The organism is Palleronia sp. THAF1 (assembly GCF_009363795.1).
Taxonomy (GTDB): Bacteria; Pseudomonadota; Alphaproteobacteria; order Rhodobacterales; family Rhodobacteraceae; genus Palleronia.
The window spans coordinates 79,191-102,500 of the sequence record NZ_CP045420.1; the positions used below are offsets into that span (position 1 = coordinate 79,191).

24 protein-coding genes, 1 rRNA gene and 1 pseudogene (1 of these 26 cut by a window edge) are annotated in these 23,310 nt (G+C 62.4%); 20 read left to right on the top strand and 6 right to left on the bottom strand.

Annotated elements, in window-relative coordinates; all coding sequences use genetic code 11:
• The first annotated feature begins 84 nt into the window (after nucleotides 1-84).
• A complete protein-coding gene (locus FIU81_RS00385; protein ID WP_124109981.1) occupies nucleotides 85-1,404 on the top strand; it encodes a mechanosensitive ion channel family protein in 1,320 nt (439 codons plus the stop codon).
• Nucleotides 1,405-1,465: 61 nt separating this feature from the next.
• Nucleotides 1,466-2,694: pseudogene (locus tag FIU81_RS00390) on the top strand (MFS transporter).
• Nucleotides 2,695-2,740: 46 nt separating this feature from the next.
• On the opposite strand, the gene FIU81_RS00395 reads toward FIU81_RS00390, so the two are convergent.
• Nucleotides 2,741-3,862, bottom strand: a complete 1,122-nt coding sequence (locus tag FIU81_RS00395; protein ID WP_124109980.1) for a TIGR03862 family flavoprotein — start codon at nucleotides 3,860-3,862, stop codon at nucleotides 2,741-2,743.
• 97 nt (nucleotides 3,863-3,959) lie between these two features.
• On the opposite strand from FIU81_RS00395, the gene FIU81_RS00400 reads away from it, so the two are divergent.
• The 9 genes from FIU81_RS00400 to FIU81_RS00440 all read left to right on the top strand — a co-directional run bounded on the left by FIU81_RS00400 (nucleotide 3,960) and on the right by FIU81_RS00440 (nucleotide 11,974).
• Nucleotides 3,960-4,892 carry an ABC transporter ATP-binding protein gene (locus FIU81_RS00400; RefSeq protein WP_124109979.1) on the top strand — a complete coding sequence of 311 codons (933 nt, stop codon included), beginning with the start codon at nucleotides 3,960-3,962 and terminating at the stop codon, nucleotides 4,890-4,892.
• Nucleotides 4,889-5,650 (top strand): ABC transporter permease, encoded by a 762-nt coding sequence (locus FIU81_RS00405; RefSeq protein WP_124109978.1) that lies wholly within the window; start codon nucleotides 4,889-4,891, stop codon nucleotides 5,648-5,650. The genes FIU81_RS00400 and FIU81_RS00405 overlap by 4 nt, the downstream gene beginning before the upstream one ends.
• 54 nt (nucleotides 5,651-5,704) lie before the next feature.
• Nucleotides 5,705-6,502, top strand: coding sequence for a S49 family peptidase (locus tag FIU81_RS00410; protein WP_124109977.1), 798 nt, complete (start codon nucleotides 5,705-5,707; stop codon nucleotides 6,500-6,502).
• Nucleotides 6,503-6,659: 157 nt separating this feature from the next.
• Nucleotides 6,660-7,592 carry a calcium/sodium antiporter gene (locus tag FIU81_RS00415; protein ID WP_124109976.1) on the top strand — a complete coding sequence of 311 codons (933 nt, stop codon included), beginning with the start codon at nucleotides 6,660-6,662 and terminating at the stop codon, nucleotides 7,590-7,592.
• A 41-nt stretch (nucleotides 7,593-7,633) separates the two neighbouring features.
• Nucleotides 7,634-8,359 carry an SDR family oxidoreductase gene (locus FIU81_RS00420; protein ID WP_254696069.1) on the top strand — a complete coding sequence of 242 codons (726 nt, stop codon included), beginning with the start codon at nucleotides 7,634-7,636 and terminating at the stop codon, nucleotides 8,357-8,359.
• A gap of 277 nt (nucleotides 8,360-8,636) precedes the next feature.
• Nucleotides 8,637-10,493, top strand: coding sequence for an excinuclease ABC subunit UvrC (gene uvrC / locus FIU81_RS00425; RefSeq protein WP_124109974.1), 1,857 nt, complete (start codon nucleotides 8,637-8,639; stop codon nucleotides 10,491-10,493).
• A gap of 106 nt (nucleotides 10,494-10,599) precedes the next feature.
• Nucleotides 10,600-11,265 carry a CDP-diacylglycerol--glycerol-3-phosphate 3-phosphatidyltransferase gene (pgsA, locus tag FIU81_RS00430; protein ID WP_124109973.1) on the top strand — a complete coding sequence of 222 codons (666 nt, stop codon included), beginning with the start codon at nucleotides 10,600-10,602 and terminating at the stop codon, nucleotides 11,263-11,265.
• A 2-nt stretch (nucleotides 11,266-11,267) separates the two neighbouring features.
• The gene (moaD, locus tag FIU81_RS00435) at nucleotides 11,268-11,513 is read left to right on the top strand and encodes a molybdopterin converting factor subunit 1 (protein WP_124110737.1); all 246 of its coding nucleotides are present in this window, start codon (nucleotides 11,268-11,270) and stop codon (nucleotides 11,511-11,513) included.
• Nucleotides 11,513-11,974, top strand: coding sequence for a molybdenum cofactor biosynthesis protein MoaE (locus tag FIU81_RS00440; RefSeq protein ID WP_124109972.1), 462 nt, complete (start codon nucleotides 11,513-11,515; stop codon nucleotides 11,972-11,974). The genes moaD and FIU81_RS00440 overlap by 1 nt, the downstream gene beginning before the upstream one ends.
• On the opposite strand, the gene FIU81_RS00445 is transcribed toward FIU81_RS00440, so the two are convergent.
• The 3 genes from FIU81_RS00445 to ubiA all read right to left on the bottom strand — a co-directional run bounded on the left by FIU81_RS00445 (nucleotide 11,971) and on the right by ubiA (nucleotide 15,158).
• The gene (locus tag FIU81_RS00445) at nucleotides 11,971-12,300 is read right to left on the bottom strand and encodes a hypothetical protein (protein ID WP_124109971.1); all 330 of its coding nucleotides are present in this window, start codon (nucleotides 12,298-12,300) and stop codon (nucleotides 11,971-11,973) included. The two genes, FIU81_RS00440 and FIU81_RS00445, sit on opposite strands and share 4 nt — an antisense overlap.
• Nucleotides 12,297-14,141: an OmpA family protein gene (locus FIU81_RS00450; RefSeq protein WP_124109970.1), complete on the bottom strand. Its 1,845-nt coding sequence runs from the start codon at nucleotides 14,139-14,141 to the stop codon at nucleotides 12,297-12,299. The genes FIU81_RS00445 and FIU81_RS00450 overlap by 4 nt, the downstream gene beginning before the upstream one ends.
• Before the next feature lie 63 nt (nucleotides 14,142-14,204).
• A complete protein-coding gene (gene ubiA / locus FIU81_RS00455) occupies nucleotides 14,205-15,158 on the bottom strand; it encodes a 4-hydroxybenzoate octaprenyltransferase (RefSeq protein WP_254695953.1) in 954 nt (317 codons plus the stop codon).
• A gap of 12 nt (nucleotides 15,159-15,170) precedes the next feature.
• Here ubiA and FIU81_RS00460 point away from each other — a divergent pair, with 12 nt between their 5' ends.
• The 5 genes from FIU81_RS00460 to FIU81_RS00480 all read left to right on the top strand — a co-directional run bounded on the left by FIU81_RS00460 (nucleotide 15,171) and on the right by FIU81_RS00480 (nucleotide 19,116).
• The gene (locus FIU81_RS00460) at nucleotides 15,171-15,905 is read left to right on the top strand and encodes a 16S rRNA (uracil(1498)-N(3))-methyltransferase (RefSeq protein WP_124109968.1); all 735 of its coding nucleotides are present in this window, start codon (nucleotides 15,171-15,173) and stop codon (nucleotides 15,903-15,905) included.
• Nucleotides 15,902-16,813, top strand: coding sequence for a hypothetical protein (locus FIU81_RS00465; protein ID WP_124109967.1), 912 nt, complete (start codon nucleotides 15,902-15,904; stop codon nucleotides 16,811-16,813). The genes FIU81_RS00460 and FIU81_RS00465 overlap by 4 nt, the downstream gene beginning before the upstream one ends.
• Nucleotides 16,810-17,319, top strand: a complete 510-nt coding sequence (locus FIU81_RS00470) for a hypothetical protein (RefSeq protein ID WP_124109966.1) — start codon at nucleotides 16,810-16,812, stop codon at nucleotides 17,317-17,319. The genes FIU81_RS00465 and FIU81_RS00470 overlap by 4 nt, the downstream gene beginning before the upstream one ends.
• A gap of 53 nt (nucleotides 17,320-17,372) precedes the next feature.
• Entirely contained in the window at nucleotides 17,373-18,743 is a 1,371-nt protein-coding gene (locus FIU81_RS00475; protein ID WP_124109965.1) for a glutamate--cysteine ligase, read from the top strand.
• Between the two features lie 106 nt (nucleotides 18,744-18,849).
• Complete coding sequence (locus FIU81_RS00480; protein WP_124109964.1) at nucleotides 18,850-19,116, top strand: glycine zipper 2TM domain-containing protein; 267 nt, start codon at nucleotides 18,850-18,852, stop codon at nucleotides 19,114-19,116.
• Between the two features lies 1 nt (nucleotide 19,117).
• Here FIU81_RS00480 and FIU81_RS00485 read toward each other — a convergent pair whose 3' ends face one another.
• Together FIU81_RS00485 and plsY are read right to left on the bottom strand one after the other, a co-directional pair.
• Nucleotides 19,118-19,399: a hypothetical protein gene (locus tag FIU81_RS00485; protein ID WP_124109963.1), complete on the bottom strand. Its 282-nt coding sequence runs from the start codon at nucleotides 19,397-19,399 to the stop codon at nucleotides 19,118-19,120.
• The gene (gene plsY / locus FIU81_RS00490) at nucleotides 19,396-19,980 is read right to left on the bottom strand and encodes a glycerol-3-phosphate 1-O-acyltransferase PlsY (protein ID WP_124109962.1); all 585 of its coding nucleotides are present in this window, start codon (nucleotides 19,978-19,980) and stop codon (nucleotides 19,396-19,398) included. Before plsY ends, FIU81_RS00485 begins: the two co-directional genes overlap by 4 nt.
• Before the next feature lie 128 nt (nucleotides 19,981-20,108).
• On the opposite strand from plsY, the gene msrP reads away from it, so the two are divergent.
• From msrP to FIU81_RS00510, 4 genes are all read left to right on the top strand, one after another.
• Nucleotides 20,109-21,014, top strand: a complete 906-nt coding sequence (msrP, locus tag FIU81_RS00495) for a protein-methionine-sulfoxide reductase catalytic subunit MsrP (RefSeq protein ID WP_124109961.1) — start codon at nucleotides 20,109-20,111, stop codon at nucleotides 21,012-21,014.
• The gene (msrQ, locus tag FIU81_RS00500) at nucleotides 21,014-21,625 is read left to right on the top strand and encodes a protein-methionine-sulfoxide reductase heme-binding subunit MsrQ (protein WP_124109960.1); all 612 of its coding nucleotides are present in this window, start codon (nucleotides 21,014-21,016) and stop codon (nucleotides 21,623-21,625) included. Before msrP ends, msrQ begins: the two co-directional genes overlap by 1 nt.
• A 10-nt stretch (nucleotides 21,626-21,635) precedes the next feature.
• Nucleotides 21,636-22,502: a histidine phosphatase family protein gene (locus FIU81_RS00505; protein WP_124109959.1), complete on the top strand. Its 867-nt coding sequence runs from the start codon at nucleotides 21,636-21,638 to the stop codon at nucleotides 22,500-22,502.
• Between the two features lie 765 nt (nucleotides 22,503-23,267).
• Nucleotides 23,268-23,310: ribosomal RNA gene (locus FIU81_RS00510) — 16S ribosomal RNA — on the top strand (it continues 1,419 nt past the right edge of the window).

Genomic DNA, 23,310 nt, shown 5'->3' on the forward strand with positions numbered 1-23,310 from the left:
TGTTCCATCCTGTGAGCATATGACACCCACGGCAGGATTTGAAGCGACCTTGTGGGGCTGCGCACAATTGGGCGAAGATACCTTATGGAAACAGAATTCGCGTCCCTGACCGCCGAGCTGCAAGACATCTGGAGGCTGATCCAGATACAGGGTCAGAACCTGCTGCTGCCGTCGCGTCTGTGGCAGCTGGGGATCATCGTCGCGGTCTTCCTGGCGGCGCACCTGTTGCGCTTGTGGGCGCAGCCCCGGATGCGGGCGTGGATGAAGGGGCGCGACTGGCCGATGTGGCGGCTGCGCGCGCTTTTGGTCGTGAACCGGCGTCTGCGGATCATTTTCTTCTCGCTGCTGATGTGGGTCGCCTACTACGTGATGACGGCGATCACGCCGTTCCCGTCGCGCTCTTTCCTGCTGGAACTGGTGGCAACGCTGGCGACCGGCTGGCTCATGGTGATCTTCGGCTCGCGACTGGTGCGCAACCCGGCACTGCGAACGCTCGTGCGATGGGCGCTCTGGGCCTACGTCACACTATGGGTGCTGGGCTTGACGCAAGAGGTGTCCGACGCGCTGGATCAGATCGGCTTCGCGCTGGGCGAGACGCGACTGACGGTGCTGACGCTGTTGCAGGCGGTTGTGTTGGTCACGCTGTTCTTCGTGGCCGCCAAGTTCTTCGCCGCCGCCGGATCGGACCGCATCCAGAAAAGCGAGGATCTGTCGCCATCACTTAAGGTGCTGCTGGTCAAGATTCTGCAGATCGCGTTGTTCGGCGCGGCGCTGTTCGTGGGTCTGAAGACGGTTGGCGTCGATCTAACCGGCTTGGCGTTCTTGTCGGGTGCTATCGGCGTGGGTCTTGGCTTTGGCTTGCAAAAGGTGGTTTCGAACCTTGTGTCGGGCGTGATCATCCTGCTGGATAAGTCGATCAAGCCGGGCGACGTGATTTCCTTAGGCGAGACGTTCGGCTGGGTCGGCACACTGGGCGCGCGTTACGCCAGCGTGACCACGCGGGATGGACGCGAGTACCTGATCCCGAACGAGGATCTGATCACAGGGCAGGTGGTCAACTGGTCCCATTCCAACGATTTCGTGCGGCTCGACGTGCATTTCGGTACGGCCTACGGCGACGATCCGCACAAGGTGCGCGCGGTCGCGATTGAAGCCACGTCCAACGTGTCGCGCGTCCAGACATCTCGGCCACCGGTCTGCCATATCGTCGGCTTCGGCGATTCGAGCGTGGACTACATCCTGCGGTTCTGGATCACCGACCCGACCGGCGGGCTGACCAACATCCGCGGCAACGTCTATCTGGCGCTATGGGACGCGTTCCAGGAGAACGGTATCTCTATCCCGTTCCCGCAACGCGAGGTGACGGTTTTGAATGACCAGTTGACGGTGCGCCGCGACGATTGAGCGTGGCGCTTTGGCGTGCGGTCGGATTGAGTAATTGTGAAAACAATGAAGGGGGGCTGCCATGACCCGTGCGCCGCTTGTGACGCCTGTGCTGATCGCGGGATCGATCGTGATCCTTGTCAGTTTCGCCGTGCGCGCCAGCTTCGGCGTTTTTCAGATCCCCATCGGGACAGAATTCGGTTGGCCGCGGGCGGAGTTCAGTCTGGCCATCGCCATTCAGAACCTTGCGTGGGGCATCGGGCAGCCGATCTTTGCGGCAATCGCCGAGCGATTCGGGGATCGCAAGGCCATCGTGATGGGGGCCGTGATGTATGCCGTGGGGCTGGTGCTGACCGCCTATGCGACCTCTCCGCTGGAATGCAGGCGCTGGAAGTGCTGGTGGGCTTTGGCGTCGCTGGGACAGGCTTTGGCGTAATTCTCGCCGTTGTGGGCCGGGCAGCCGCGCCAGAGCGGCGGTCCATGGCGATGGCAATCGCCACGGCGGCGGGATCGGCGGGGCAGGTGGTGGGACCACCCTTGGCCGAGGCGCTTTTGGGCGTGATGGACTGGCAGGGGGTGTTTCTGGTGTTCGCCGCGCTGGTGCTTGCCTCGCTGATGGTGCTGCCGCTGATGCGTGCGCCCGAAAAGCAGAGCGTCGAAATCGAAGAGACGATGCGTGAACTGCTGGGCCGCGCGTTCCGCGATCCGTCCTATACGCTGATCTTCGTGGGCTTCTTTTCCTGCGGGTATCAGCTGGGTTTCATCACCGCGCATTTTCCCGCGCTGGTGACAGAGATGTGCGCCGCAATCGTGCCGGGCAGCTTGCTGTCCAACATCGGGATAAACGACACGGCGGCGCTGGGCGCTGTGGCGATCGGCGTGATCGGATTGGCCAACATCGGCGGCACGCTGTTGGCGGGGCACCTGGGCAACCTGTTTCCGCGCAAGTATCTGTTGGCCGGGATATACACCGCGCGCACCATCATCGCGGCGGCGTTCATCCTGATGCCGATCACGCCGGTGTCGGTACTGCTGTTCTCTGCCGGGATGGGTGCGCTTTGGTTGGCGACGGTGCCCTTAACGGCTGGGTTGGTCGGGCATCTCTATGGGTTGCGCTACATGGGCACGCTTTATGGCGTGGTATTCTTCAGCCACCAGCTGGGCGCGTTCATGGGCGTGTGGCTGGGCGGAGCGCTTTACGACATCTACGGCACCTATACCGCCGTCTGGTGGCTGGGTGTTGGGGTCGGAGCGTTCTCTGCCATCGTCCATCTACCGATCCGGGAGGATCGCGGGATGGTAGCGGCATAGCTGGGGCGCTGCCCCAGACCCCGAGGTATTTTTGGAACGATGAAGGTCAGCGGGCCAGCCATCTATGCGCTGCGTGCCCGGCGGCATGGCCGGTGGCAAGACAAGCGGTCAGAAGCCAGCCGCCCGTCGGCGCTTCCCAGTCCAGCATCTCTCCGGCAGCGAATGTGCCCGGCTGGTCCCTCAGCATCAGGTCCGGTGTCAGCGCGTCGAAGCGCAGGCCACCGGCGGTAGAGATCGCCTCGTCCAGCGGGCGGGGGCCTAGGTGCGGTACGGGCAGGTGTTTGATGATTGGGGCGAGGTCGTCGGGCAGGGGGCGCGCAACCTCGTGGATCAGGGCGATCTGGGCTTTCGTCAGCCCCAGCTTGCGCAGACGGTTGGTGGCAGAGCCTTTGGCTGCGCCAAGGCGGGCGCGGATGGCGTCTGCGTCGAGGTCCGGTTTCAGGTCCAGCCCAAGGGGCGCGCCGGTTCGGAATGCCGGGGTGAGGGGGTAGAGCGCGCCGCCCTCGAGTCCCCTGGCGCTGAGCACCAGCTCGCCACGATGGGCGATGCCGTTCACGATCAGTGCGACGTTCTTCAGCGGCTGGCCGAGATGCGGGGTCATGTGGTTGGACCACGCGACGGTCAGGCCTGCGTTGGAGGGGGCGAACGGGGCGGTCTCGTTGAACTTCTTGGCCCATTCGCCATCCGATCCCAGCCGCCGCCAGCTTGCGCCGCCCATGGAAAGGACTGTCGCGCGGGCGTCCACGGTGATCGGGCCATCGGGTGTGTCGAGACCACCGCCAGTCCATCGCCAGCGGGTTTTCAGGGTAACCCCGTAGCTATCCAGCCGCGCCAACCACGCGCGGAGAAGCGGGCTTGCTTTCATTGCGGTGGGGAACACCCGCCCGGTGGAGCCGGTGAACAGCTCGATCCCCAATCCACGGGCCCAATCCTGCACCGCGCCGGGGCCGAACGCGGATACATGCGCCGCAACCGGGCCGTCGTAATAGGACAGGGGGTCCGGCCCCGCGTTCGTCAGGTTCAGTCCGGACTTGCCCGCCATCAGGAACTTACGCGCGGGGCTGGGCATCTGTTCGGCAACCAGCACCGAGTGGCCCGCGGCCCCCAGAACCTCTGCCGCCATCAGGCCAGCGGGGCCTGCGCCGATGATAAGGGCATCCACCTTCATGCGCGCCTGATACGCCGCGACTGTGCGCTGATGCAAAGGCGATGTCGCTTTCTTACCGCGCTGCCCCTGCTATGTGCGACCGGGAAGGAGCCATCCCATGTCTGCAATCGTATCCGTCGAGAACCTGACCAAACGCTACGATGGCGGGGTTCATGCGTTGAAAGAGGTCAACCTGCAGATCGAGCGGGGAGAGATCCTGGCCCTGCTTGGCCCCAACGGTGCAGGCAAGACGACGCTGATTTCCTGTATCTGCGGGATCAATTCGATTTCCGACGGGCGCGTGCTGGTCGGCGGGCACGACAACGTGCGCGAGTATCGCAAGGCGCGCTCTCTGATCGGTCTTGTGCCGCAAGAGATCAACCTTGAGCCATTCGAGACGGTCATGAACACGGTGCGCTTTTCGCGCGGGTTGTTCGGGAAGTCCGGTGGGGCGGACCATATCGAGCGCGTGCTGAAACAGCTTTCCCTGTGGGACAAGAAGGACGCGCAGGTGCGCGCGCTGTCGGGCGGGATGAAGCGGCGTGTTCTGATCGCGAAGGCGCTGGCGCATGAGCCGGAGGTGCTTTTCCTGGATGAGCCGTCCGCCGGAGTGGACGTGTCCTTGCGCAAAGAGATGTGGGAGACGGTGGCCGATCTGCAAAGTCACGGCGTCACGATCATCTTGACGACCCATTACATCGAAGAGGCCGAGGCCATGGCTGACCGCATCGGCATCATCAGCCAGGGTGAGATCAAGCTGGTGCGCGAGAAGGCCGCGCTGATGGCCGAACTGGGGCGCAAGCAGTTCGTCATGGAGCTGAGCGGCTCACTGGATGCCGTGCCGCAGGGGCTGGATGACTATGATCTTTCCGTGGCCGCAGGAGGCAAAGAATTGGTCTACACCTACGATACGCGCGGTGATGGCACCGGTATCACGCGATTGCTGAGTGCACTGGCCGAGAAGGACATCCGCGTGAAGGACGTGCGCACCGAACAGTCGAGCCTGGAAGAAATCTTCGTGGATCTCGTCGAAGGGGAGGGCCGGGCATGAACCTTTATGCAATCTGGGCGATCTACCGCTACGAGATGGCGCGCGGCCTGCGCACCGTGACCCAGACCATCGTGTCACCGGTTCTGTCGACCTCGCTGTATTTCGTGGTCTTCGGCGCTGCCATCGGCAGCCGCATCCAGGAGGTCGAGGGCGTCAGCTATGGCGCCTTCATCGTACCCGGCCTGATCATGCTTTCGGTCATCACGCAGTCGATCAGCAACGCGTCCTTCGGCATCTACTTCCCGAAATTCATCGGCTCGATCTACGAACACCTCTCTGCGCCCGCCTCATTCTTGGAGATTACTGCGGGCTACGTCTTAGCAGCCGCGACCAAGTCTTTCTTCATCGGCCTGATCATCCTGATCACAGCCTTCTTCTTCGTGGACCTGACCATAGAACACCCGTTCTGGATGTTGCTGTTCCTTGTCCTGACCTGCCTGTCGTTCAGCCTGTTCGGCTTCATCGTCGGCATCTGGGCGACGAACTTCGAGCAGTTGCAGCTGGTGCCCCTGCTGCTGATCCAGCCGCTCATCTTCCTTGGTGGCACGTTCTACTCGATCAACATGCTGCCCGGCGTCTGGGCGCAGATCAGCCTGTTCAATCCGGTGGTCTATTTGGTGTCGGGCTTCCGCTGGTCGTTCTACGGATTGTCCGACGTGGCGCTGGGCTGGTCGCTGCTGGCCATCTTCGGCTTCTTTGCCGCCTGCCTGCTGTTCGTCGGCTGGATATTCCGCACCGGCTGGCGCATCCGCGACTAGGGCAATCGCAGTTGGGTCTTGGATCGTCAGCCCCCCGCGCCTAAGTCGCAAGGCATGAAACATCTGATCCCGTTCCTGAACAGTGACCCGCTGGTCGCCGTCATTCGCCTGCAAGGTGTCATCGCGGCGGGCAGCCCCGCGCGGCTGAACGACCTGACCCTTACGCCCATGATCGAAAAGGCATTCCGGCGCGGGAAGCCGAAGGCGGTGGCATTGCTGCTGAACTCGCCCGGTGGATCTCCGGTTCAGTCGTCATTGATCGCCGCGCGCATCCGGCGGCTGAGTGCTGAAAAAGGCGTGCCGGTCTTCGCCTTTATCGAAGACGTCGCAGCCTCTGGCGGCTACTGGCTGGCGGCAGCGGCGGATGAAATCTACGCAGACGAGAACTCTATCGTGGGCTCCATCGGCGTGATCTCTGCGGGCTTCGGGTTCGATAAGGCGATCAGCCGCTACGGGATCGAGCGGCGCGTCTACACGGCGGGTGAGAGCAAGAGCATGCTCGACCCCTTCCGCCCCGAACAGCCGGACGACGTGGCGCGGCTAAAAGAGTTGCAAGAGCAGATCCACGACAGCTTCAAGAACCACGTCCGCGCCCGTCGCGGCGAAAAGCTGGGTGACGCCGATGGGCTATTTACCGGCGAAATCTGGGTGGGCGAGCGCGCCAGGCAGGTGGGCCTGATCGACGGGATCGGCCATCTGGTGCCGATGATGAAGGAGCGCTTCGGCAAGAAAACCCGCTTCGTGACCTACAAGCAGAAAAAGCCGTTCCTTTCGCGTTTCGGCAGCGCCGCCATCGAGCAGGCGCTGGGCGGACTCGAAGATCGCGCGGCCTATGCCCGGTTCGGCCTTTGATAAAAGTCGTTTCTCTTTTCCTGATCGGCATGCTGGTTTTGGCCATGTTCGGCCGTCTGCGCTTTCCCGGTCAGAAGCAGCTTCAATCCATGAAGTGCGATGGCTGCGGCAAGTACCGGATCGGCAAGGGGCCGTGTAGCTGCGGGAAGGAAAAGGGATGACCTGGGCGCTGGCGATCCTTGGCTTGGTTGTGCTTGTGGTGGCGGGCGACGCATTGGTGAAGGGTGCCGTGAACTTGGCCCTGCGCCTTGGCATCCCCGCGCTGATCGTCTCGCTGACCGTGGTGGCCTTCGGCACTTCCGCGCCGGAAATGCTGGTGTCCATCGACGCGGTGCTGTCGGGCGTGCCGGGATTGGCGCTGGGCAACGTGGTCGGCTCGAACACCGCGAACGTGCTGTTGGTACTGGGTCTGCCGGCGCTGTTCTTCACGCTCGACACCAGCGTAAGCGAGGTGCGCAAGACCTATCTTGTGATGATGGCTGCATCGGTGCTGTTCGTAGCGCTGGCCTTTTTCGGCCCGTTCACATGGTGGAACGGTCTGATCCTGCTGGCCGTGCTGGCGGTGATCCTGCTGGAGCAGGCGGTCGAGGGGATGCGCACGCGCATCGTGCCAGAGGATGTGGAAGGCGCCGATCCGAACATGGCGGGTTGGAAGGTCGCGGCCTTCCTGGTCGTGGGCCTCGTAGGCCTGCCGCTGGGCGCGAACCTGTTGATCGAGAACGCGCGCGTCATCGCAACGGAGTTCGGCGTTTCGGATGCGGTCATTGGCCTGACGTTGGTGGCCATCGGTACTTCGCTGCCGGAATTGGCCACGACGCTGGCGGCGGCAAAGAACAACCAGTCGGACGTCGCGCTGGGCAACGTCATTGGCTCCAACCTGTTCAACCTGCTGGCCATCATTGGCGTGACCGCTCTGGTGGGTGACGTGCCCGTGGCGGAGTCATTCCTGCGGGTCGATCTGTGGGTGATGCTGGCCGCGTCTCTGGTGCTGGCGCCCTTCGTCTTCACACGAATGAAGATGGGCCGGATCGTCGGAACGCTCTTCTGTGGTCTCTACGTCGGGTACCTTATCGTCGTGGTGATGTCGTGACCGCGCTTGTGACAGGCGGTGGCAAGCGGCTGGGCCGCGCGATGGCGCTGCATCTGGGCGCGTGCGGGCATGATGTGGCGGTGCACTACAATACTTCATCCGGCGGTGCCGATGCTGTGGTCGCCGAACTGCGCGACATGGGAAGGCAGGCTGTGGCGGTGCAGGCCGATCTGCTGGATGAAGAGGCCACCGCCGGGCTGGTCGATCAGGCCGCGCAAGCCCTCGGCGCGCCGCTGACGGTGCTGATCAACAATGCCTCGACCTTCGAGCATGACACCATCGCGAATGCCACGCGCGACAGCTGGGACCGTCACATCGGATCGAACCTGCGTGCGCCCTTCGTGCTGACCCAAGCCTTTGCCGCGCAGGCTCCGAAGGCAGCGAACGATGGTGAGCCGCTGGCGACAGGGCTGGTCATCAACATGGTCGATCAGCGCGTCCTGAAGCCAACGCCGGAGTTCATGACCTACACCATCGCCAAGATGGCACTGTGGGCCTTCACCAAGACGGCGGCGCAGGCGCTGGCCCCCGCGATCCGGGTGAACGCCATCGGCCCCGGCCCGACGATGCAGGGTGCGCGCCAATCGGCCGAGCACTTCGCGAACCAACGCGCCGCGACGATTTTGAAGCGCGGAGCCAGCCCGGATGAGATCTGCGCGGCGTTGGATTACTTCCTGAATGCGCCGGGTGTGACCGGCCAACTTCTATGCGTGGACGGCGGTCAGCACCTGGCTTGGGAAACACCTGACATTCTGGGTGTCGAGTAGACCTGACAGATCGGGTTTTGCACTGGAAGCGTGATGTCATGGCGACACGGTCAGAGCCTGTGGCGTCGCAGAGGGGGTGACTAAAGATTCCCTACAAAACAACGACTTAAAATAATGCTTAAAAAGTGATCAATTCGATCAGGGTGTCGGAATCAATGAGGAATTCGCGAAATCCCATGATTTATACACAGCTTGATCCACAGTTTCGGTGGACGTCTTTCCCCTTGAGCCAAGCCTGCATATTTTGCAGCCATCCAACCGGAATCATGGACCCGAAATGACCGACGCGCCACCGACAGGCTATGCCTGCATCCAAGCCTATCTGAAGACGCTCGACGGCTCTCCCGGCGTCTATCGGATGCTGGATGAGAAGCAGGCCGTTCTGTACGTCGGCAAGGCGCGCAATCTGAAGGCGCGGGTGTCCAGCTATTCGCGCCCCTCGCCGCAGCACAGTCCCCGGATCGCGCGGATGATCTCTGAAACGCGGTCGATGATGTTCCTGACCACGAAGACAGAGACAGAGGCGCTGCTGCTCGAGCAGAACCTGATCAAGCAGCTCAAGCCGCGCTACAACGTGCTGCTGCGCGACGATAAATCTTTCCCGAACATCCTTGTGACCGGCGATCACGCCTATCCGATGATCCGCAAGCATCGCGGGGCGAAGACGACGAAGGGCAGCTACTACGGTCCCTTTGCAAGTGCGGGGGCCGTGAACCGGACGCTGAACCAGTTGCAGAAGGTCTTTCTGCTGCGCAACTGCACCGACGCGGTGTTCGATGGGCGCACGCGGCCCTGTCTGCTGTATCAGATCAAACGATGCTCTGGGCCGTGCGTTGGGCATATCTCTGAAGCCGACTACCGTCAGTCCGTGAAAGACGCAGAGGATTTCTTGCAAGGTCGCACGACCAAGGTGCAATCCACGCTCGCGGCCGAGATGTCTAAGGCCAGCGAAGCGATGGAGTTCGAGCGCGCCGCCGCCCTGCGCGACCGTATTCGGGCGCTGACCCATGTGCAGGGGACGCAGGGAATCAATCCGCAGGGCGTGACGGAAGCCGATGTGATCGCGTTGCATATGGATGGTGGGCAGGCCTGCGTGCAGGTCTTTTTCATCCGGGCGAACCAGAACTGGGGCAATCGCGACTACTATCCTCGCACCGGCTCTGGCGCGGGCGCGGCAGAGGTTCTGGCGGCCTTCATCGGCCAGTTCTACGACAACAAGGAGCCGCCCCGCCAGCTCTTGCTGTCCGACGAGCTTGAGGAGCAGGACCTGATGGAAGACGCGCTGGCCCAGAAAGCGGGGCGGCGCGTGCAGATCCTAGTGCCGCAACGCGGTGAGAAGAAAGACCTTGTGGCCGGTGCCCTGCGCAACGCCCGCGAATCGCTGGCCCGCAAGATGAGCGAGACGGCGACGCAAGGACGGCTGCTTGACGGCTTGGCCGAGGCGTTCGGTCTGGAATCACGTCCCGAGCGGATCGAGGTCTACGACAACTCTCACATCCAGGGCAGCGATGCCGTTGGCGCGATGATCGTAGCGGGCGCGGACGGCTTCTTGAAGTCGCAATACCGCAAGTTCAACATCAAGGGCGACGACCTGACGCCGGGCGACGATTTCGGCATGATGAAAGAGGTTCTGACACGGCGCTTCAAACGTTTGCTGAAAGAAGATCCTGACCGCGAAAAAGGCATGTGGCCCGATCTTTTGTTGATCGATGGCGGCGCGGGACAGGTCAGCGCTGTGCGCTCGATCATGACCGAGATGGGGATCGAAGATATCGAGATGGTCGGCGTCGCGAAGGGCGTGGATCGCGATGCGGGCAAGGAAGAGTTCTACCGCACGGGCCAACGCCCCTTTGCCCTGCGCCACAACGATCCTGTTCTCTATTTTGTGCAGCGAATGCGGGATGAGGCGCACCGCTTTGCTATTGGCACCCACCGCGCCAAGCGCGCCAAGTCCATGAGCAAGAACCCATTGGATGAGATCGCGGGCGTTGGTGCCACCCGCAAACGGGCGCTTCTGGCGCATTTCGGGTCGGCAAAGGCGGTGGGTCGCGCAGGTTTGGAGGATTTGAAAGCCGTTGACGGGATCAACGCCGGGCTCGCGCAGAAGGTGTACGACCACTTCCACGGGCAATGAACGAGCCGCTTTCCGAACGCGATAACACTCCCCTCGCAAGGCGCTCTTTTTGCCGCTGCACCGCGCGGCCCTTTCCCAACACCGCTTCGGGGGCTATCTGACGATCATGCAATGGAATCTTCCCAATATCCTGACCGTTCTGCGCCTTCTGGCCGCGCCCGGTGTCGCCGTCGCCTTCCTGTTCTTCGGGCGTCCGCTCGCGGACTGGTTCGCTCTGATCCTGTTCATCTCGGCTGCCGTGACCGACTGGTTCGACGGCTATCTTGCGCGCAGCTGGAAGCAGGAGAGCAAGTTCGGCGCGATGCTCGACCCCATTGCTGACAAGGCGATGGTCATCATCGCGCTGCTGGTCATCGTCGGCTATTCCTCGATGTCGCCTTGGCTGGTGCTGCCCGCGACCTTCATCGTCTTCCGCGAGGTCTTCGTCAGCGGGTTGCGCGAGTTCTTGGGCCATGAAGCCAAATTGCTGAGCGTCACCAAGCTGGCGAAGTGGAAGACCACCGCCCAGATGGTCGCCATCGCGGTGCTGTTTTCCCAGGATATCTTCTTATGGCATATGCTGGGGCTGACGCAGGGCATGGATGGGCCCACCGTGGACGGCATCATGTCTGGCGCGATCTCGGACGAGGTCGGCATCCTGTGGCTGGCGCAACTGCGCGACATCGCCGGGACAATCGGTCTGACCCTTCTGTGGATCGCCGCCGCGCTGACGCTGATCACCGGCTGGGACTATTTCCGCAAAGCGCTGCCGTTCCTGAGGGACTCGGCATGAGCTTGGATGTCGTCTATTTCGCCTGGGTTCGTGAGCGGATCGGCTTGCCGCGCGAGACGGTAGAGACCGAGGCCGCGACGGTCGCCGATCTGGTGCAGGAGCTGATCGCGCGCGAAGAGCGCTACGCGGCGGCCTTTGCTGATCTTTCCGCTCTTCGGTGTGCGGTGGATCAGGAACTGACGGACTTCGACGCGCGGCTTTCCGGCGCGAAGGAAGTCGCCTTCTTCCCGCCGATGACGGGCGGCTGATGCAAGTCCGCGTTCAGGAAGAGGCGTTCTTGCCCGGGGCAGAGGTCGACGCCTTCATCGACGGTAAGCGCGATATGGGTGCGGTCGTCACCTTCCATGGCATCGTGCGCGACACCGATGCTGGCCTGCGCCACATGGAGATCGAGCATTACCCGGCCATGACCACCCCTGCCATCGAGCGGATCGCGGCGGAAGCGCGGGATCGATGGTCGTTGGGGGATGTTCTCGTGATCCACCGTTTTGGGCGGCTGGCGCCGGGCGACATCATCATGATGGTCGCCACCGCCGCACCCCACCGTGCCGATGCGTTCGCTGCCGCTGATTTCCTGATGGATTATCTGAAGTCCCGCGCGCCCTTCTGGAAGAAGGAAGTGACGTCTGATGGGGCCGAATGGGTTGCAGCGAAAGACGAAGACGAAGACGCGCTATCGCGTTGGGACGATATGCGCCGCGCGCCTTAATTCCCGGCGTTCATCCGCTCGATATAGTCGCGCAGTTCTTCCGCTTCGGCACGGGCATCGCGTAGTCCGTCCATGGCGGCGCGCAGTTCTGCTTCTGTCGAGTGCAATTGCCCGACCATTTCGTGCTCGCGATCTTGCAGGTATTGCAGCGCCTGATCGCGGCTTTCCTCGGCCTCGTGCATCATCTGCGCCATTCGGTCCAACTCGCCCAGATCCGCTTGGGATACGCGGGTCAGTCGGTGGACCAGCCAATTTGCGAACCAACCTAGCATGAATGCCACGAACAGGATGATGGCTGTGGCAATGACAAATTCGGTGCGGTTCATTCGGTAGTCTCAGCCTCGGCGCTTGCGGTCTCTGGGTCTTGGCCTTCCGCGAGGCTGAATTCAATACGCCTGTTCGCTTCGCGTCCCTCAGCCGTGTCATTATCGGCAATCGGGTTCGCCTCACCGTATCCGACCGCAGTCAGATCGCCGACCGGCACGCGGCGCGCGAGCAAAGCGGCCAGCACCGCTTCCGCGCGCTGTTGCGAAAGCTGTTGGTTCATTTCTTCGCGCCCTTGGCTGTCGGTGTATCCAGCGACTTCCATCCCAACACCGTCGCATCGTCCAAGGATGGCAGCGATGGCCGCCACGCTATCGCGCGACTCGGTGGCGATGGTGGCCGATCCGGGGTCGAAGGTGATCTGTCTGTCAGAAAGAATAGAGTTGATCTGCGCCACACACTCTTCCGGAGTCGGCAGGGCAAGTTCGGCGTCCAGTCGCTTGTCGTAGGCGACATCGACCTCGAATCGCGCGGCATCGCCCAATTGGGTCGTCAGCAGGCGCGTGATCTGGGCCGTGGTTTCCTGACTGCCAGAGGTGCCAGAAATCGCCATCTGGTCCTCTGTCACCGTCACCGCGCCGAAGTTCATCTTCGCGAGGGCTTCCATCCCCGCGAGAACGCGCGCCCCCCATCCAGGGGGCACATCTTCTGCCACATCAAGCGATGCCGAGAGCTCGTTGCCGGCGAACAGCGCACGCCCGAAGCTGCTGACCACGGTGCGCGACAGGGGCGTCTCGACCCGTCCGCGAATCTGCACGAGGCCTTCGGGGCTGCGGGTTGCGGTGAACTCGGCAGGGCCCGCATCGGGCTCGACGGCTTCGGCGTCGGCCTGCAAGGCTGTAAGGGTGAATTCTTCTGGAAGCTCCGAGCGCAGATCGGCGGCGATGCGTCCGAAATCCTGCGTTTCCGCGTCTGCTTCGAGTCGCATCTCCAGATCGCTGATCGTCAGCGTCCCGCCTTCGACCAGACCCAGCGCGCGGATCGCGGCGCTGGCAACACGCGGCCATTCGGGTGTGGGCGCACCAAGACCAAGGGGGCAGCGAGCGTTGGTCAGGCCGATATCTTCGGCGGCGCCAAGGATCGCGTCGCGGCCTTGCTCTGTGCTGGCAGAGCAGGCGTCCAGCCGCGTGCGGTCTTCCCCCTTCGTCGCGCGCAGAACGAACGGCGTGATGACCGGACGGGGCGCGGTGATATCCAGCGTGACGGTGGTTTCTTCCGGCGCGATGGCGCGCAGGGCCGAACGCATCGTGTCCCGCTGGGCTTCGCTGTCGGCCATCGTAATAACATCTATCCGGTCCGCTGCGATCGAGATCTTTGCCTTCTCGGACCGTTCCAGCGCGCGCAGCCCAAACTCCAAAGCCTCTTCCCAGCCTTCCGGCACAGGGTAGCTGGCTGTTTGCAAAAGGTCGGTGATCGGGGCGTTTTGCGCGCGGCGGGCGATCCGCTCCATGAAGCCAAGGCGATCCATGTCAGCGGGCACAAGGCCGATCAGGCTGATGCCGTCTTCCGAACGCAGCAGTTCGACCGAGAAGCGCGGAGCCTCGATCGTGTCGCGCTTCTCAACCTCCATTCGGTCGATGACGCGTGTACCTTCGACGATGCGCCCCGCGACCGACAGCGCGCGAAAGCGCGTCGCCTCGTCGGGCGCGGTTCCGCTCAGGTCAAGCTGCAGCCCATCGGCAGAGACGGTGGCCCAGTCGTAACCCGCAGTGTTCAGCGCTTCTGACACGGCGCTGGCCGAGCGCGCCTCAATCTGGCTGACGGTCAGGATCGCACCACCGACACACAGCGCGCCTGCGGCGACGAAGGTGGCAATGGCGGGAAGTGTCGGTTTCGCTGGCATAGTGTCCCGATGTATCTTTAGCCGGTGACGGCTGGTCTAGCGAGCGCAGGCGAGCGCGTCCATTCACAGCACCGCGGCTATGGCGAGAAACAGCGCAGCCAGAAGGCCCGCGTTGCGGTTCGAGCGGAACAGCCGCAAGCAAACCTGGGGGTCGTACACATCGAAGCGCCCAAGCTGCCAAGCCATATGCCAGCCCATCGCCCATGGAGCGCCAAGGGCAAGGGCCAGCGCCAGAACGTTGCCGGTGCCGAGTGACAGGATGATGGCCAGCGTCATCAGCAGGCAGGCGCCGACCATGAAGCCGCGCAGCCAAGGGCGTGGAGTGTCGCCGAACAAGCGGGCGGTTGATTTCACGCCGATCAGGGCGTCATCCTCTGCATCCTGGTAGGCGTAGATCGTATCGTAGAACAGCGTCCATGCGATGCCGGACGCGTACAGGATCACGGCGGACCAGCCGAGGCTACCGCTCATCGCCGTCCATGCCAGAAGCGCTCCCCAGTTGAACGCAAGGCCAAGGAACACCTGCGGCCACCAAGTGAAGCGTTTGGCGAAGGGGTAGATGGCGACGGTGGCAAGCGACAGGAACCCCAAAAGAATCGCATTGATGTTGAACGTGAGCAGGATGCCGAAGGCGATCAGCGACTGTGCCACCATCCATACGAGTGCCTGTTTGACCGACACCTGACCCGACGGGATGGGCCGCGAGCGGGTGCGCGTCACGCCGCTGTCGATGTGACGGTCGGTGATGTCGTTCCACGTGCAGCCTGCGCCGCGCATCAGGAAGGCTCCGATGGCGCAACCCACCGCGATCCACAGCGTTTTCAGCCAGTTTCCGTCCGTCGCCGCGGTCGCCAGTAGCACGCCCCACCAGCACGGCAGCAGCAGAAGCCATGTGCCGATGGGCCGGTCGGCGCGGGACAGGCGTAGGTAGGGGCGGGTGGGGGAAGGGGCCAAGCGGTCCACCCAGTTGCCCTTGACGGCATCGGCTACCTGTCCTTGTGTCGCATCTGATTTCATGGGGGTTTTGCCTTGGCGTCTACGATCCGGCTTCATGTAGCCCACCCGCTTGGGGCAGGGCAAACGGTGCCTCTGGATGCGGGGCAGGCGCATTACCTGTTCGGGGTCATGCGCAAGGGCGTGGGTGAGATTGTCGAAGTTTTCGATGGGGTTAGCGGCACATGGCTGGCCGAGGTCGTCGAGGCTCGAAAGAAAGTCGGGGTGCTGGCCTGCCGTGAGCAGATCGCACCGCAGCGCGATCCGCCGGACCTGTGGCTGCTGTTCGCGCCGATCAAGAAGGTGCGGACGGACTTCATCGTTGAGAAGGCTGCGGAATTGGGCGCCAAGCGCATCGTGCCCGTGCTGACGGACTTCACCAATTCCGAGCGTGTGCGGGCGGATCGCCTTCAGGCCCACGCGGTCGAGGCCGCCGAGCAATGCGGCGGAAATTACGTGCCAGAGGTCACGGAGGCCGCAAAGCTTGACCGCGTTCTGGCCGACTGGGACCCGGCGCGACGTATCTTGTTCTGCGACGAATCGGCTGTCGGTGAAGCGTCTGACTTTCGTAGGCTCTCTCCCGGCTCCGAAGCGGGGCCTTGGGCGATCCTCATCGGCCCCGAAGGCGGGTTCTCAGAAGCCGAGCGCGCGCGACTTCTTGGCCTCGATCACGCGCACCCGGTGTCACTTGGTCCCCGTATCCTGCGAGCGGACACCGCCGCCGTCGCCGCGCTGACGCTATGGCAGGCGGCGCTGGGGGATTGGGTGTGAGCGATGACTGGCTTCTTGCGCTGGCCGAAGCGGGCGTGGCGGCACCGAATGTTCAGGCAGAGGTCGCGGCGGCGTTGCACGACGATCTGCAGATAGAGGAATGCCTGAAGGCCAGGCGCGGTGTCGTGATCTACCGCGCGAGCCTGCGCGGGCGCAGGCTCATCGTGAAGCAGGGCGTGCCCAACGCGGCCGAGGTTCTGCAGGAAATGCGGGCGGCACGGCTTAGGATGGCGGGCGGGCCGAATGATGTGGTGGCGCCCGTCGTTGCGGTCAACGACATATTGGTGATGGACGAGGCACCCGGACAACCAATGCAGCTGGCGCTGGATGACCTAGGGCCGGGCGACACGCGGAACGCACGGATGGCGCGTGTGGGCGACTGGGCGCTGAGCTATACCGGGGGAAACTACGACACAGGCGTCTTCGGCAAAACCTACTGGTTTCGCAAACGGTCGGAAGAAATCGCGAAGGCGCGCGTCGCGGAGGAGATGCGCGGTGCTTTGCAAAATGTCATGGCCTGGCTGGAACGGCACGCAGAGCGGATCGCCGGCGCTCCGGTCACGAAGGGCACGGTTCATGGGGATCTAACGCCGATGAATCTGCATCTGGACGATAAGGATATCTTGTGGGGCTTTGATGTAGGGACCGGTCCGCGGATGCCGATTGCGCGGGATCTGGCGCGCTTCATGGTAACATGGGCGCGCAGTTCGAACCTACCGGATGGGTTGGGGCTGGAAGAGGCGATGGCCTTGGCGCGTCCGGTTCTGCGCGATGACGAATTGACGACGCTGCTGCCGTTCTTCTTGGGTGAGCAGATCGCAGGCCGTCTGGCCGAGCAAATGCCCGACGGTGTTCGTGCAAGGCGTATACAGCAGATGGCCGTAACATTGATGGAAACCTACCCATGATCCGACCCGACGCCGTTCTGAACATCCTGCGCTGGCGTGAGGTTGCCGTGGGTGCGGGCGCTATCGGTCTTGGCCTGTGGCTGGCGATTGCGAATTACGGCATCACGCGGTGGATCGGTGTGCTGCTGGTTCTGGGTGGGATCGCCATCGCGCGGGAAGGGGCGGTGCGGTTGCTGCGCCCACGCGATGGTGACGGTGCCGGGATCGTCGACGTGACCGAGCGGCAGATCACCTACATGAGCGGGACGGGCGGGGGCGCGGTATCATTGGATACGCTGGCATTCGTGGCGCTGGATCGCTCGGGCGCGAGTGCTCCGGTCTGGGACATCGCGGATGAGGCTGGGCACCGCATCCAGATCCCGTCGGATGCGGCGAACGGGAATGCGATCCTTGATGCGCTGGCCTCCGATTCGCGGATCGACGGGGGGCAGGCGCTGTCTGCTCTGCGCGATCCGGGGCGGGGGCGGGTGGTGCTTTTGGACGCGACACCGAAGCGGCTTGGTTGACAGGGGGGCACCCGCGCTCCACTTCACCCAAGCACGATCAAGGAGCGCGCCCCATGTCCATTCCCCAACAAGGCGGCGGCCCGGTCGAGACCAAGGCTCAGCTGGTCGAATACCTGGAGTCAGGCTGCAAGCCCAAGGATGATTGGCGCATCGGCACCGAGCATGAGAAGTTCGGCTACTGCAAGGATACGCTGAAACCTTTGCCTTTCGAGGGAGAGAAGTCGATTCACGCGATCCTGTCCGGTCTGCGCGATCGGTTCGGTTGGGCGCCGGTCGAGGAATCGGGTCATCTGATCGGGTTGGAGAAAGACGGCGCCAACGTGTCGCTGGAGCCGGGCGGGCAGTTGGAGCTGTCGGGCGCGCCGTTGGAGACGATCCACGGCACCTGCGACGAGGTGAACGACCATCTGGCGCAGGTGAAGGCCGTGGCCGACGATATCGGCGTCGGTTTCATCGGGCTTGGGGCCGCGCCGCATTGGACGCACGACGAGATGCCTTTGATGCCCAAGGGCCGCTACAAGCTGATGGACGGCTACATGCAAAAGGTCGGCACACTGGGCACCCAGATGATGCGGCGGACCTGCACGGTTCAGGTGAACCTGGACTTCGCATCCGAGGCCGACATGGTGCAGAAGCTGCGCGTGGCGCTGGCATTGCAACCTGTGGCGACCGCGCTGTTCGGGAACTCTCCGTTCTTCGAGGGCAAGCCGAACGGGCATAAGTCGTGGCGCGCGCGGATCTGGCGCGATCTGGATCCGGCGCGGACGGGGATGCTGCCGTTCGTGTTTCAGGATGGGTTCGGGTTCGAAGCGTGGGTGGACTACGCTTTGGATGTGCCGATGTATTTCGTCTACCGCGACGGTAAGTATATCGACGCTTTGGGTCAGTCTTTTCGTGACTTCATGGTCGGCAAGCTGCCCGCTTTGCCGGGCGAGACGCCGACGATGGGCGACTGGGCGGATCATCTGACGACGCTGTTCCCCGAAGCGCGGATCAAGAAGTTTCTGGAAATGCGCGGGGCCGACGGTGGCCCGTGGCGTCGGTTGTGCGCGCTGCCTGCGTTCTGGGTCGGGCTGGAATACGACCAGACGGCGTTGGATGCCGCCTGGGATGTGGCCAAGGGCTGGGATGCCGAAACACGCGATGCTCTGCGAGTCGCGGCCTCTGTCGACGGGATGGAGGCGAACGTGGGCGATATGTCCATGCGCGATCTAGCCGCGTTGTGTGTCGATATCGCGGAGGCAGGGTTGAAGGCGCGAGCGCGTCCCGGTGCGGGCGGTCTTATTCCTGACGAGACCCATTTCCTTAACGCTTTGAAAGAAACCGTAGCCAGCGGACGCGCCCCGGCGGACGAATTGCTGGGCCGCTATCAGGGTGACTGGAATGGTGATGTGACGCGCGTGTTCAAAGAGTATGCCTACTAGAACTTAGCGGCGAAAACTGGCGCAGTTATCGAATAACACGGGTAAACACTGGACGATCCAGCTTTGCCGCGTAGTTTGTATCAAGCATCTTTTGGAGGTTCCTCGTATGCTTAAGAAATCCCTGCTCGCGCTGCCGCTCGTGGCGCTTATCGCTGGCTGCCAAGGCACCGGCATGAACAACTCGACCACGGGTGGCGCGCTTCTGGGTGCCGCAGCCGGTGCCGCGATTGCCGATGACGGCGACCGTATCGAAGGCGCTGTGATCGGTGGCGCGCTGGGCGCTGCCGCAGGTAACCTTGTTGGCCGCACGCAGTCCGGCAACTGTGTCTACCAGCGTCCCGACGGTTCGCGTTACGTGGCGACCTGCCCGTAAGCTAAGATTGGTCGGCGCGGGGTCCCGCGCCGACCGACACGCTCAGAACGAAGTCGATCACGACTTGTTCGGGCATCTCGCAGGGCTTCAGAAGTGCTCTGCCATCCGACAGGCGATACAGGTTCAGGCTGATATAGCCCTTGCCGCCCGCCTCTTCGGCCACCAGCTTCTGGCTTTTCCCATCGCTGAACACCGATTTGACCGCGCGCCATCGTGCGCCTTGGTACGTGCCTTCGAACGCCCCGATTGGCAGAGCGTCGAACGCCGCCAGAAACGCGTTCACCTAGTCTGACCGATGCGCGGCTCTGTCCCGGCGCGGATGCGCGCGATGTTCGCGGCGTGGCGTATGAAGATGACGATTGCCATCAACAAAAGTGCCACGGCCAAGGCCCAGCTGTAGCCCAAAAGCAAAGCGATCGGGGCCGCGACGGCGGCCGCGACCAGCGCGGAAAGCGATGAGATACGCGTGAAGGCGGCAACCGCCAGCCAAGTCGCGGCGGTGATCAATCCCAGCGGCCAAGCCAGTGCCAGAACGGTGCCAAGGAACGTCGCCACGCCCTTGCCGCCCTTGAACCCCAGGTAGATCGGGAAGCAATGTCCGATAAAGGCGGCCGCTCCGGCGGCGATGCCAGCCGAATCGCCCAGCAATATCCGGGCGATCACGACCGCGAAGGCGCCCTTACCCACATCACAAATCAGTGTCAGCAGGGCGGCCGGTTTGCTGCCAGTGCGCAGTACGTTGGTCGCGCCGATGTTGCCTGAACCGATGGTGCGCAGGTCTCCCAGCCCGAACAGGCGTGTGATGACAAGGCCGAACGGGACCGATCCCAGAAGGTAGGCTGCAACTGTCGACAGGATAAGCATGGTGGGCCTTCCGCTAGCATTCAACGAACGATGGCGCGCGCGTTGCGTGGCGTAAAGTGTCACCCGTCTTTCATTTGCGTTGTCGTGACGCCACGCTAGGTTCCGCACGAAGCAAGAGGGAGAGGCTTATGGCCCGCCGCTGGAAGAATGACCTGACACTGGCTGATGCGACGCCCGAATGGGCGTACATCAACCGACGCCAGATCATCGCCGGTCTTGGTGCCGCCGGTGCGGGGCTTAGCCTGCGGCCCGGTATGGCACAGGCTCAGGAAGAACTGGAGCCGAACACTTGGGAAGAGATCACCGGCTACAACAATTTCTACGAGTTCGGGACCGGCAAGACAGACCCGGTCGAGAACGCCGATCAGCTGACGATCAGTCCATGGACCGTCGAGATAGACGGCATGGTCGACAAGCCGGGTGACTATTCGTTCGAAGACATCATGGCCCAGATGGATGTCGAAGAACGCATCTACCGCCTGCGCTGTGTCGAGGCCTGGTCGATGGTGGTGCCGTGGAACGGGTTTGAGCTTGCTGACCTTCTTGCGCTGGCTGGACCAAAGCCAGAGGCGAAGTTCGTCGAGTTCCAGACCCTGTTGCGTCCCGAAGAGATGCCGGGACAGGAATTTCCGATCCTCGACTGGCCCTATATCGAAGGGCTGCGCATGGACGAGGCGATGCATCCGCTGACGATCATGGCGACGGGCATCTACGGCAAGCCGATCCCCAAGCAGAACGGCGCACCGATGCGTCTGGTCGTGCCATGGAAATACGGCTTCAAATCAATCAAATCAATCGTGCGGATCACCCTGACCGACAGGCAACCGATCACGACCTGGGCCAAGTCCGGCCCAAGCGAATACGGCTTCTATGCCAACGTGAACCCCAACGTCGATCATCCCCGGTGGAGTCAGGACAGCGAGCGGCGCGTGGGCGGTGGCCTGTTCTCACGCCGGATCGATACGATGATGTTCAACGGCTATGACGAGGTCGCGTCGCTTTACGAGGGCATGGACCTGGAGAAGAACTTCTGATGACGCATGCCCAGCGGGCGAACATGGCGCTGCGCAAGGTGCCGTCGTGGCTTGTCTACCTTGTCGGTGCGTTGATCCCCGTCTGGTATTTCTGGCTCGCGCTGAGCGGGCAGATGGGGGTGGAGCCGATCAATACGCTGGAACGTGCGTTGGGCGTCTTGGCAATGCAAGCGCTGGTGGTCGTTCTGGCTGTAACTCCGTTGCGCAAGTGGACGGGCGTGTCGCTGGTCATGCACCGCCGCGCCTTGGGCCTTCTCGCGTTCTTCTACGTGGTCTGTCACCTGCTGGCCTGGGTCGTGCTCGACATTGGCGATCTAAGCCGCGCCTGGTCGGATATTCTGAAGCGTCCCTATATCACCATCGGCATGGCCGCGTTCGTTCTGCTTTTGCCGGTGGCGATCACCTCGAACAATCGGTCGATCCGGAAGATGGGGCCTGTGCGGTGGCGCAGACTCCACATGCTCACATACGTGATTTGCGTGCTTGGGGCGGTTCACTACATCATGGTGCAGAAGGTCTGGGAGGTAGAGCCGGTTATTTACCTGGCGATCATCCTTGCGCTACTGGCGACCCGGATCCCCACGCTGCGTCGCGAGTTCGCGACTTCATAAGGAATAGAAGATGTTTCGTTTCACTCTCTCCGCGGCGATTCTCGCCCTGACTGCCGGGGCCGCTTTCGCTGATCCCGATATCGATGCAGTCGAGCCTGTCACCAAGTTCGTCGGAGAGATGGCCGTGCCGATGCCCGGTGGCGGCATCGATAAAAGCGCGATTGAGAACAGCCTGCGATTTGAACCGCTGCAAAACTTCGACGATATGTTCCTGCGTGACGACGTTGTCTTCCTGATGCGCCACGGACCCACGGACTGGAGCAAACTGGACAAAAAGGAAGTCGCGCCGACGGATTGCGACAACCAGCGGATCATGTCGGAACAGGGCCGCGAGGATATGCGCAACCTTGGCGCGCTGCTGGCCTTCAACGATATCGTCTTCGGCAAGATCGTCGTGAGTGAGTGGTGCCGCAATCAACAGACCTACGATGAGCTGAAGGCGGGCTATGACCGCGTCGATCCCGGCGTCTGGAGCTCGATCCCAGCCGAAACGGTGTCTGACCTGAATTTGCTGCTGTCTTTGCAGGGTGCGCGCAATGTGACGGTGATGCGGGATATGATCTCGACTTGGGGGGAAGAGGAAGTGGACGGCCCGCTTCTGATCATCTCCCATTTCACTAACATCCAAGAGCTGACCGAGTTCGCGGTGTATGAAGGAGAGATGCTGATCATGGACCCGGACCGTCGGAATCGGGTTCTGGGCTACCTGCGCCTACGGACCGCGAATCCCGATGTGGGCCACTTCGACACCGAAACGCAGAACGCCGTGTATAACGAAGATGGCTCCCTCAACGAGGTCGCTGCCGAAGCCTCCGGCGCGATTGTCGCCGGTGAAGAAGCGGATGATGTGTTGGAAGAGAGCGACAGCGCGAACTGACTTGCCTTGGATTCGGGTGATGCAGGGGGCGATGGCTTAGGCCATCGCCCTTTTTTCGTCTTCAGTGCGACTCACGGCTCGGTTGCCGTCGGGGCATGTTGCTCCGACGAGGCCGTAGCCTTTCATTTAGGGCGCTCCCACGGGGGTGTTATGATTTCGAAAGTTGCGCTTTGGCGGCTGATATTGGGTGTTGGGTTCTGCGGCGCGCTACATTTTGGGCCTTTTTTTGCGGGCCTGCAGAAAGTGTGATCTTTGTTTGAAAAAGCGGTTGCGGGGGTCGGTTGGTATCCGTAGAAGCCCCTTCACCGGCGGCGCTGAGGCGCTGACGGGACGCCAGACGGGGCGGACGGGACTTTCGGAAGACGCCGCAAAAAAGCGGTTGACGCCACTCTCGCCAAGCTCTAGAGACGGCGAACACGGAAATTCGAGGGACGGCAGGCGGGCGCGCCGAAGATTTGGCGCAACGGTTTGTTTTGTCTCTCACGCTCTTTGAAATCGCGAGTATCTGAAGAGATATGTGGGCGGTCACGGTTCATTTCGATGGATCAACGTCTGTATATCGACTTCCTAGGCCTTCGGGTCGATGATGGAAGGTCAGCTTCACTGTTTGTACGACTCTGAGTTGCCTTTGGTAACTGAAGCACGACAGACAGAGACTATACGGCCTTTATGGGTTGTCGTTGCGCTCAAGTAGCGAAGCGGTAGCGCGGAAAGGTCGTGTGATGTGCAGAGGTTCGAACGTCAAGGACATCGCTCGCGATGTTTCAACTTGAGAGTTTGATCCTGGCTCAGAACGAACGCTGGCGGC